General features: G+C 54.7%; 10 protein-coding genes. 1 reads left to right on the top strand and 9 read right to left on the bottom strand.

The window, feature by feature from the left end; all coding sequences use genetic code 11:
- Positions 1-10 precede the first annotated feature (10 nt).
- The 5 genes from HC231_RS18285 to HC231_RS18305 form a co-directional block, all read right to left on the bottom strand.
- A complete protein-coding gene (locus HC231_RS18285) occupies positions 11-1549 on the bottom strand; it encodes a conjugal transfer protein TraG N-terminal domain-containing protein (RefSeq protein WP_208228147.1) in 1539 nt (512 codons plus the stop codon).
- Positions 1546-1917 (bottom strand): hypothetical protein, encoded by a 372-nt coding sequence (locus HC231_RS18290; protein ID WP_208231407.1) that lies wholly within the window; start codon positions 1915-1917, stop codon positions 1546-1548. Before HC231_RS18290 ends, HC231_RS18285 begins: the two co-directional genes overlap by 4 nt.
- Before the next feature lie 19 nt (positions 1918-1936).
- Positions 1937-3424, bottom strand: a complete 1488-nt coding sequence (locus HC231_RS18295; RefSeq protein WP_208228148.1) for an integrating conjugative element protein — start codon at positions 3422-3424, stop codon at positions 1937-1939.
- 14 nt (positions 3425-3438) lie between these two features.
- Positions 3439-4371, bottom strand: a complete 933-nt coding sequence (locus tag HC231_RS18300; protein ID WP_425490563.1) for a TIGR03756 family integrating conjugative element protein — start codon at positions 4369-4371, stop codon at positions 3439-3441.
- A gap of 85 nt (positions 4372-4456) precedes the next feature.
- Complete coding sequence (locus HC231_RS18305; RefSeq protein ID WP_208228150.1) at positions 4457-4861, bottom strand: TIGR03757 family integrating conjugative element protein; 405 nt, start codon at positions 4859-4861, stop codon at positions 4457-4459.
- A gap of 593 nt (positions 4862-5454) precedes the next feature.
- On the opposite strand from HC231_RS18305, the gene HC231_RS18310 reads away from it, so the two are divergent.
- On the top strand, positions 5455-5613 hold the full coding sequence (locus tag HC231_RS18310; RefSeq protein ID WP_208228151.1) for a hypothetical protein: 159 nt from the start codon (positions 5455-5457) through the stop codon (positions 5611-5613).
- Positions 5614-5971: 358 nt separating this feature from the next.
- Here HC231_RS18310 and HC231_RS18315 read toward each other — a convergent pair whose 3' ends face one another.
- Genes HC231_RS18315 through HC231_RS18330 form a run of 4 tightly spaced genes read right to left on the bottom strand, consistent with a single transcriptional unit; the run spans position 5972 to position 10779 of the window.
- Positions 5972-7174 (bottom strand): IS256 family transposase, encoded by a 1203-nt coding sequence (locus tag HC231_RS18315; protein WP_208228152.1) that lies wholly within the window; start codon positions 7172-7174, stop codon positions 5972-5974.
- Between the two features lie 55 nt (positions 7175-7229).
- The gene (locus tag HC231_RS18320) at positions 7230-7514 is read right to left on the bottom strand and encodes an acetyltransferase (RefSeq protein WP_246494561.1); all 285 of its coding nucleotides are present in this window, start codon (positions 7512-7514) and stop codon (positions 7230-7232) included.
- Complete coding sequence (locus HC231_RS18325; protein WP_208228153.1) at positions 7511-10366, bottom strand: conjugative transfer ATPase; 2856 nt, start codon at positions 10364-10366, stop codon at positions 7511-7513. The genes HC231_RS18320 and HC231_RS18325 overlap by 4 nt, the downstream gene beginning before the upstream one ends.
- Positions 10366-10779, bottom strand: a complete 414-nt coding sequence (locus HC231_RS18330; protein ID WP_208228154.1) for a TIGR03751 family conjugal transfer lipoprotein — start codon at positions 10777-10779, stop codon at positions 10366-10368. The genes HC231_RS18325 and HC231_RS18330 overlap by 1 nt, the downstream gene beginning before the upstream one ends.
- Between the last annotated feature and the right edge of the window lie 2 nt (positions 10780-10781).

The following is a 10781-nucleotide window of genomic DNA, read 5'->3' on the forward strand; positions in this document are numbered from 1 at the left end:
CTGAAATAAACTAACCTCCAGTCAAATTTTTTCCAGCTTTGCTACTAATTGCATTACTTCCCCCCGCCCCTACTTGTCCCCCTGATGTTTGAGCAGTTTCAGTGCCTCCTTTAATTGCATTACCGAGTGTTACACCAACACTCAACCCAGCCCAGGACAACGCCCCCAGCCACACGGCCGGCAACACGATAAACATGGTTCCCATCACCAGATTCATGATCAGATCATCGGCGCTGTTCTGGAACCCGGCCACGTTCCATCGGCTGTGGGTATCAGAACTGTAGAGCGCTTCCAGCAGCCAACTGTCCAGCCAGCGTGCCAGCTCCCACCAAAAGGTCAGGAAATTCAGTGCGAAGATCACAAACGTCACTGTAATCACGGTTTTGTACTCGTACGCCGCAAATGCTAGGATTAAGGGGATCATCACATAGATGGCCATTAGCAGCACCGCTTGCACCATTGGCAATGCCTGACGCATCGCATCAAAAGCAGGGAACGCCGCCAGGCTGCCCAGAGCGGTGCCGCCAAGCGATGCGAGGCGGTTTATGGAGTTGTCCAGCGTAAAGTCCGCATTGCCGCCATAACCGGCATAGGCACGCCCGCCCTGGGAAACCGTCAGGTTATCCGGGCTGACCAGACGACGCACCACCGCTTCCTTATAGTCTGCGTCACTTTGCCCCATCATCTTCAGGGCTGCGGACATTCGCAACAAAACACCTGAATCAACCTGCTTCAGTACACGGGCCTCCAAGCCTGTATCTGCTGATGACCACCATTCGCTGCAGGTCGGATATCCGCCTCGACCGGTGTTTGGCCGGCCACTATCCCGAGAGTCATTCCAGGGAAAACTTGATCGCGGCGTTTTTGACTGCAGAGTAGCGTAATAGCCTCCATTCAGGAACGTGCTGGAGCCCAGCCATTCAATATCCCGTAACGTGGTTTTATCTGTCGTCTGCCCCTGGTCACGGTTCTGCCAGGTATAGAGCGCCAGCGCGTAACAGTCGTTTGTAAAGTCCTGCAGTTCTTTTGCCAGCGCCGGATTGTTCACCCGGCTATGCTGAACCTCAAAACGCACCTGCCGCAAATCCGGCCGGCACGGAATGCTGGCCACCGCCGCCTGGGTGATCCCTTTGGAGAGCTTATGCACCACCAACCACCACACCGGCACCTTCGCCGCCTGGCCATTCATGCTCGATACAATATTGGCATACCCGGTGTCCCCCGGTTTTTTCGGTGTCCAGGTACCACAGGTCGATGCTCGGCTGCTGTCATATTTGATCGTGTCCAGGCTGACGTTGATCAGCGGCAAGCAGCAGGCGATCATCACAAAGAAAGCGACATAAAGCAGGTTCTCGATGCGCGGCAGGGACAGCATCCCTTTGTTACCTTCGTCATCGCCTTCTTCACGTACTTTCAGCCAGATGCCGACAACCCTGAACAGTAACGGCAGCACGAATAATCCAGTGCTGACCAGCAACTCCCACAAGCCATTGTTGATCAGCCAGCCGAGCAGCGTCAGGAAGTATTCGAGATAGCTGTTGGTCATCATAACGGCAACCCTCCGCCAAAGAGGGAGTACTCACAGACCAGCGCGAACAACGCGCATGCGATCGCCATACGTTTCAGAGGCCCTCTGTATGACGGTTTGCAGCCCGGAGAATGCCAGATTTTCCAAAATCCCCAGGCCAGCGCGGCGTAAAGCGCCAAACGCCAGACCAGCCAGCCGTAACGAGTGCTTTGCATCCAGTTTCGCAACGCGGCGCTATCAGTTGGGTGATTAATGCCCCAGTGCGCTATCACCAGGGCAATCGCCATCATGGCCACCATCGTGCCCAGCAGTTGCAGAACTCGCTTTGCCCGGTGGCTGAATTTGCCGTCCCGTCGGGGCGACAGCGTATTCTTCTTTGTTTCGTTCATCACAATGTATCCCCCTCGGTTACTGATCGCTTTCCGGCACGGCCAGCCGATTAAATTTGGTATCCTGACTGTCGGTAGACTGGCGCTGCGGGTTAGTTTCGACGCGGTTGTTCTCACGCTCAATGATGGTCAACACCGCGTTACGAGAGATTTCACGTTTCATTTCCATCTCGTTTTTCAGTGCGGCAATTTCTCTGTCCAGCGCCTCGATACGACGCCCACCTTCCTCCATGGCGGTTTTCAATGCGGCCGCGTTCGGCTCCGACATCCCGGTGGTGATCATGCGGCGCATGATGAAGGCCGTTTCGATGGTATCCGCCATCGCCAGTTCGCTGGCCAGACGGCCGACTAACGCCGCATTATCCGGATCTCGCTGCAGTGCTTTGATAACGCCGGCGGTGACCGCCAGGCTGCCGGTTTTGAGCTTTGCCAGATTGGTCGCATTGGGCTTTTCTGTTCCGTTAACCAGCTTGGCCAACTGCTCATTATTGGTTTTGGTGGCGTCTTCCAGCATTGGCGCAAAGCCGGTGCCGGCCACGGTGCTGCCCGGCTGTTCCGCGCCGTCACCACTGGTGCATGCGTTGGCGTCTTTGCAGGTACGCAGCGAGGCATCCCCCAGCACCTTCACGACCGCGGCAGCCGCTTCTTCGCTGTTGGCATATTTGGCGCAGGCCCCGCCGGTACAACTGCTGCCCGTGACGCTGGAGGTACTCGTTACGGCCTGCCCGTTCATCATGTTGTAGCCGGCTGCGGCCAGGTCATGCGTCGGCTTGATAGAGGGTTGCCCGGCGCCGCCGCGCTTCTGGCCGCCGATCCAGGTCTGCCCGGATTCCCCGGTCACCTTTTCGGTGGCGTTCATTGAACGTACCGCATCCCCATCACCGCCGTTGACCAGGCTTTTGGCTTCTTCCATCGCAGCCGACTGGCTCCAGCTACCGGTATCGGCCATGTCCATCATGCGTTTGGAGAGGTTCTGACAATTCAACTGAGCCTTATCGAACGCGACACCACCCTGTAATACCCCGTTGGTGAGCATTTCATACAAACCCGGGTTGGCGCGCTGGATAATCATCGCCGGCAAGCTGGCCACCGCACCCGTTGCCCCCTGGATAACCTCACTCATCAGGTTCTTGAAACCGGAGGTAACGCCGTTAAGCTGATTGCCGACCGTGGTCTTCAGATCAAAGTTGCCGCACATCAAATCCGAGCTCCAACCCAGGTTCATTCCGAGACGCTGCATATTGCTGCGCGTCGCCGGCTGAGAAATCACCGAGCCACCGCCCAGGGAGTAGAACAATTTGTCCGAAACGGCTCCGCTGGAGTTCAGCCCATAGCCCATATTGCTTTCATTTACCTGGGGTAATGACACCCCAAACAGCGTGTCATTATCATCAGCGAATACGTTCATACTGCCCGTAGTGCCGGTCATGAGCAGACTCCCGGTCATCATCAAAGACAGGGCGCGGCATCGCCTCCTGGAAAACTGATTTTTTTCCGTTTTCTGCATTATTCGTTACCTCATCAAAAATTCGTGCTGTACAGGAAAGTCTGGCCGCGTCGCTGGCAGCAACTGTAGGGTTGCCACAGGGCAAAAGCGGCATTGGCATCAGTCGCGGGTGTGTGGTCTCCGTCAGGAAACACGGCGCAGGACTGGCTGAGCTGCGGGGAAAGACGCTGCCATTTGTGGTTTTGGGTACCGGTGTTTTCCTGAACTGCATCCGGCGGCCAGTAGCCAGCGGAGCGATGGCCAACCAGGGGCTGGTAAACATGGGGTTGCCCCGAACGAGTGATAATGTCGGCCACCCGCTGCGCCACCAGAGCACCGGCCTTGTCATCATCGACCTGCGTCACGAACCCCGAGCGGGGATAGACGTTCCCCCACATGTTACCGGCAGCCTGACTGCCGACCTCGCGTTGCCCGGGGACCAGGGCTTCCGGATACAGTGACTCCGGCATGCCGGTACGCCATACCAGGCTATCCAGCGTGCTGAGAAAATAGGGAACGAACGGCGTCGCCGCACTGTTGCACGAATAGCCGGGGATACTGCCGCCGATTAATGACGTCGCCGGATGGCCAATGGCATCGGCATACTTGAAATGCAGGTTTGTTTTACGTTGCCCTGGTGTTTTCTGCTCATTGTTGCCGCCGCCGGCAGACAAGCCACTCAGTGCGCTGGTGACGGTGTTTTCCAGACCGCCGGCGGTTTGACTGACGAAGGCCATTTCCTGCCACGGATTGCCGCCAGGGGCGTTATAAGAAGACACGACAGCTTCCGGAATAAAGTGGGTCACCTTAACGGAGGTACGCACTTTACAGCCAAATGGCGTACACAGCAGCCAGTAGCAAATACCGGACACGCGCCAACTGATGCAAGACTGTGATACGGCACTGGCAATAATCTGGGCGCTGTTCAGCGAAGCATTAACGGCAGGCACGCTGGCTGCGGACAGCATAATGGCTACACGGAGAGACTTGAGGTTAAGGCGTGATTGATTTGGCCGTTGCCCGGAGATCAAATGGAGATGAGTAAATTGCATATTACTGTCCTCCCTGACCCTGGATGCGCAGCGCCCTGGCGCGTGCAATGTCGGCCGTGCCATACACCACGTCCTGATCATCAAACACCACCGCAGGTACCTTTTTCACACCCAGTTCCCAGGCGCGAACAACGGCACGGTAAACCGTCGCCAGTTGCTCTTCTTGCGCCTGCCATTGTGAGGATTGAAGTACCGCTTTCGCATGGCGCTCTGCCAGAACGGGATCGGAAGGAAGCTCGCCGAAGATCTGCGCCTGTAGTTGGTCCGGTCCGTCAAGGTAAATGACGGCGACCGACGCATCGCTATTCGTCGGGGGATGGAGGGAATCGGTATAGAGCACTGTGCCGGCAAGCACCGATGCCGGCATCAGCAGTGGGAACAACGTCAGCAACGTGCTGATTTTCATGGTCTACACTCCTGCATGGATAGAATTCACACAGGGTGCTATGGGGAGCTCAGAAAGGCAGCAAAGAAGTCTTTATTGGATTGAGAAAATTTTTTGGCATCAAACGATAAAACCGCTTCTATGCCAAAAGTATTTATCATTATAAATAATCACATTGAGTCATTAATGAATGAGAATTTATAATCTGCCCACTTATTTATTAACGATCCATAGCATTAATATTGTGCGCTTTTAACACGAAGCTACCAGCAGTCGGGTCGGCTATGAGCGAAAACCCGACATAAAGCCATCCGATGCTAATCACAGTAGAAATAAAAAATTCCTTTCTTACTAAAAAACTAAGAAGTAAATAAATCGAATCGGGCGTGTCAGGTATTGGGCAATTTTGCACGTACGGGCGGTTTTGTCCTGCGTCTTTCCGGCGATCGAACCGCGTAATGCTGCGACGAGTTCCGGAACGGGACCGTCGCAAAGCCGGAAGACACTATATATTGTGGCCCAGCTATCTGCAGGAGATGCCAGATGTGGGACCGCAGCCGAAACGGACCCTTACTGGGCAGAATTACCGTTCTGTCCAGTGAAGGGAACAACGTATGAGCAGTGAGCTATCAAAGTATCAGACGGCCTTTGGCCCCAGCCAAGCTGGTAATGTCACCGACATCATTGATAAAGTTGAAAAGGATAATCAACTGACCCATAACCACATCCATGAATTCATAAGACGATACGAAAACGAACATGGCAGATCTTGATAAGATTAACTATTTAAGGAATCATCATGGCATGGCTCACCCTCATTATTAAGCGAGGCAGACGCTAAATTTACTATCAATCTGGTTCGTTCGATAATGAATTATGTAGATGACCTTTTAGGCTAAGAGAATTTTTTTAATGCTGGCCACTGCCAGCGTTATATAACATAGATAAATAAAAGGATTATTATTTGTGAATGTCAGATATCTGTACGGTAAGAAAAAAAATTTACTGCCTGTTATTGATGATAAGGCTGGGTTACGCCTGAGTGATTTATCGCATTATTCAAGGATGGAAAACGAGATGATGCGTGATAATGAAAGGGAGTGTTCAGAATTCTGTGTCACGGTAAAAATATTACAGCGTAATCACGTTATTCAGTCGCCCGTCAAAATAAATGGCCAACTGCGACAAGGTCAAGTTCCAGTTCTGGATTGGCATTGTCCATTTCTCCCGCGCATTCATCAGCCCCAGATAAAGCAGCTTCAACAGGCTGTTTTCATTAGGGAACGCCCCTTTGGTTTTCGTCAGCTTCCTGAACTGCCGGTGAACTGATTCGATGGCGTTGGTGGTGTAAATCACCTTGCGGATATCCGCCGGATAGCGGAAGTACGCCGACAGATTTTCCCATTTCCGGCGCCATGACTGGATAACCATCGGATACTGCTGGCCCCATCTGGCATCCAACTCGTCCAGCGCAGTTTCCGCCGCCGCTTTCGATACCGCGCGGTAAACCGGCTTCAGGTCGGCCATGAACGCTTTGTGGTGCTTCGACGCCACGTATTTGATGGAGTTGCGTATCTGGTGGATGACGCACAACTGCACTTCCGTCTGCGGATAAATGCTATTTATCGCTTCCGGGAACCCGGTCAATCCGTCCACGCAGGCAATCAGGATATCCCTGACACCCCGGTTTTGCAGGTCGGTCAGCACCGACAACCAGAAGTTGGCTCCTTCACTTTCAGACAGATACAACCCCAGCACGTCTTTTTTGCCTTTGGCGTTCAGGGCCAGTACGGTATACACCGCCTTGCTCACATAGCGCCCATCCTCACGGATTTTGTAGTGGATGGCATCCAGCCAGACGAAAGGATACACCGGCTCCAGCGGGCGCTGCTGCCAGTGTTTCAGTTCGGGGATGACCTTGTCGGTAACGGCGCTGATAGTGGACGTGGAAACGCTGAAAGCGTACAGGTCTTCGATTTCCCGGCTGATGTCGGCGTAGCTCATGCCGAGAGCGAACAGGCGGATAATCTTGTGCTCAATCTCGTCGGACAGGGTGGTCTGGTGCTTTTTTACCAACTGAGGCTCGAAAGTGCCATTGCGGTCGCGTGGTGTGGCGAGTTCAAAACTGCCGGTCGTCGCTTTAATGGTCTTTTTGCCGGAACCGTTTTTACGGTTTGCTTCCACATCTGCAGCCAGATGAGAGTCAAGTTCAGCGGCCAGAGCAGCTTCAGTTAACTGTTTAATTAATGGGGTTAAGATACCATCCTTGCCTGTTAATGCCTGACCGGACTGGAGGGCCTTAAGTGCTTTGTCGAAATCGAAGGGCTGGGACATGTGTCATTCCTTTTTTGAAGTATATTACTGGAATGACACAGAATTTCTAACGCTCTCACAGGGTATTGCCGGTCACCGTTATCAGGACATCAATGCCCCTCCCCCTACGGCCTTCCAGATGCAGCGCCACACTGGTGCGGCTTCCAATCCGATGGGGGTGCGCGGTCAATGAGACCGGCCCCGACAGCCGATCGCGGATAGCCTGACAAAATACATCCAGCGCCCGGGCATCGGTTTCACTGATACTGGCAGCCCCCTGAGGCGGCAGGGTAAACAGAGACGGCTCCCGATACAGATTATGCGAACGAACAGCGAGGGCGGGGTATTTCAGTGTCATCATGCAGCCTCTTCCCCCTCGTCTGTCAGCAACCCACGAAGGCGGTCAAGCTTTTGCGCCACTTTGCGGGCGGCTTCCAGCTCACTGCAGCCAAATTTCTGCATCAGCGCGCGACGCTCAGCTTTTTCCTCTTTTTCGGTCATACCCAGTGCCAGGTACAGGCTGGGCGGCACTGCCCGGAACAGCGCCTCCACTTTTTTCGACAGTATCACCCCTTCGGTATAGCAGCCGGACAGTTTACTGGCGGACAGCAATACCGCCTTTTGTTCATCAGTCAGCGCCTTGAATCGGGCGATATCGTTGACCTCTTCCGGCGGCATCGTCAGACAAACCCACCATTCCGCCATATTCAGCATCTTCTCGGCGATGTCCGGGAAGTCTTTCAGGTTCTGCGTGGCCAACCACAGCCACGCGCCGAGCTTACGCCACATTTTGACGATTTTAGTCATGTACGGCGCCAGCAGCGGGTTCACCGTCACGATGTGCGCTTCATCCACGGCAAACACGATATCCCGCTCCGAGTATTGGTCGCGTTCGGCAATGTTGTTGATGGTGTTGGTCAGACTCACCATGGTCAGCGCCATTTGTGCTTCATAGCCTTCCCGCGCCAGGTGGCCCAGGTCGATCAGCGTCACATCCGCCTCCGGCCACAGACTGCCTTCACGATTGAACAGTTCAGCTTCAAAACTGCCTGCCTGTGTGAACATCCCCAGCGACTCCGCCATCTCGGCGGCTTTTGCCCGCCGTTGCGCATTACGCACATCGTTGCCGTCATCTTTGGAGATGTCATACAGCGCATTCTGCAGGTCGGTCGGCAACATTTGACGCCCCTCTTCATACGTCTGGCGTGCCGCCATCAGCAGGGCTTCACGGATCATCGCGCGGTCAGCGCGTTTCAATTCAGCCTCTTCCTTCTCATCCCCACCGGTGATCATCATGCGCGCCGAAATTTCCATTTCTCCCAGATAATCACGTTTGTCCTCATCTTCATCATCAGCATCAAGATCCGGCAACTCGTTCTCATCCAGGTTCAGGGCGGTTTCTTCAACCAACTTATGTGCATAAGTAAACGGCGGCAGTGACACGCCGCTACCCGGCTTGATGCTCACTTTATTGACGCTGAGCCCCTGGCTCTCGTAATAATCTGCCAGCAGACCAAAACTATTGCCTGCTTCTGCAATAAACAAACGGGGACGGTGTATCGCCATCAATTGAGACATTACCGCGCACAGCGTCGCGGATTTCCCGGCGCCGGTCGGGCCGAAATACAGCATGTGCGCATTCTGACTACGATCGTGCTTGTTCAGCGGGTCGACCGTCAACGTGTCGCCGCCACGGTTGAAAAAGCTCATTCCCGGGTTACCGGTACCAGTTTCTCTCCCGGTTACCGGCAACAGACCGGCGAGGTGTTGTACCCAGGTCAGGCGGGTATACCAGTGTTTTTTGTCCGTCTCCGGGTTAAAACACATCGGCAGCGCCCGCAAATAGGTATTGAGGGGCGCCACGTCAAATTCGGGACGAATGGGCTGCAGGCCGGCGCCAAGCAACACGTTAGTCAGTTCCACTCGTTTGTGGTTGAGTGCATTCAGGTCGCCGGCACGCAGCAGGAACGTGATGCCGGCACGGTACAATTTGTGGCGATTGCCCAGGTATTCCTTCACCTGTGCTACATCCTGGCGCACGCGCCCGGACTCGGTATTTTCACCGACGGCATTCTTAGACAGCTTGTTGAAATCGTTCTCCAGCGTATCCTGCGGCTGCACCAAGATGGTTATACACAGCATCGTCCCTTCCGGGAACAAATCCATCAGCGCATTGATTTTTTTCTCACCGCGTTTCATTTCCCCGGTGATCGTGCCCGGCTCCGGCGGGCGGCGCAGTTTCTCGACCGGAATGGCGCAATGCGCCTGATTATCGAACCACCAGACACCGTTGTCCGGATCGGACCGGGGCGGGGTAAACCACAATGTTTCAGCGAAATCGTTCATCACCGGCATCTCGCCATCCGGTGTATCACGACGGTCAAAATAGGCAGCGTCCCGGTACAGGGTCTCTTTATTCACCCAGTCCGGGCTCGGATTAAAATGACGCAGTAGCCAGTCATGCACCTGCGCCCCGTTCTGCCGCACGCAGATGACGCCGGCGCCGGCGAGAGCGCCGGTGACACGTTCACAGGCCTGATCGAGCATCGCGATTGGCGGCATCGGATCCGCGTTATTCTTTCCAATCCAGCGATAGATCACCATGCGGGTACGCCGCTGCTGCCCCCGCCATGGCTGATCGGTGATAAGCGTATCTTTAAACAGTCCTTCCGGCCGGGCGATACCTCGCAGATGTCGCTCAGTCTCTCTTAACCAGGACTCTGACAATTTACTGCCCTGTGCATGGGGTTTAACGTAGGCTCTGAGCCGGTCGATATAGGCCTCGACATTGTTTTCATCCTGGCAGAAAAATTGTACCACCCAGGGGTTTTCGTCATGTTCATCAAACGAATCCTGCAACGCATCCTCGACCGTGTCGCGCATCTGCTCAAGGCGGTCGTCAGTACGCCCTTCTGTCGCCACAGGCGTGACATCAAATACCGCGCCCACGGAAACGCCGTCATCGAGCAAAATACATTGCTCGCGATCCAAAAACTCTGCCCAGGGCAGGTAATCAATGATGGATGGATTGGCGTGATACAACTGCTTTTCATCATCAATCGTCATTTTTCCCGGTCGCGTCAGCGCCTCTCGCCCGGCAACGATCAGGGAAACACCTTCCTCAGCGGAAGTGAGCTGGCCGGTCGTATTATCAGCGGGAAGCGCCGGACTTTTTCGTATCAGGCGCTTTTTATCAAACAGAGGGAATCGCATCAGTAGGCCTCCGTCCGCTCGCCGGGCATCGCGTATTGCACCTGGCTGTAGAACGGAAACACCGTACTGTAACCCGGCACCGGGGTATTGCCGTCAGCGAGGTGCGGAAACACATACATCACAAGATCAGGATTAGGCAAACGCGGGAACTGCTGGCTGATTTCACTTTCCTGGGTGCGGCTGTAGCTGCGATCGTCTGCCAGGGTGGCCTGTTGCTCGTTCTCAGTAAGCGGACGCCTCAGGCTGTCCCGGGCGGCCACCGCATGGCGCGTGGAGCCGGCGCCGTCCTCCCCCTGCCACAATTCCAGCATCGTGCTGTCACCCGCCGGCAGCATTTCTTCTTTCGACGTAGAGCAGCCGCTCAGCAGTGCGCTCACCAAAATAGCGGCCATCACCGCCCTTGTTTTTTTCATTT

Source organism: Brenneria izadpanahii (assembly GCF_017569925.1).
Taxonomy (GTDB): Bacteria; Pseudomonadota; Gammaproteobacteria; order Enterobacterales; family Enterobacteriaceae; genus Brenneria; species Brenneria izadpanahii.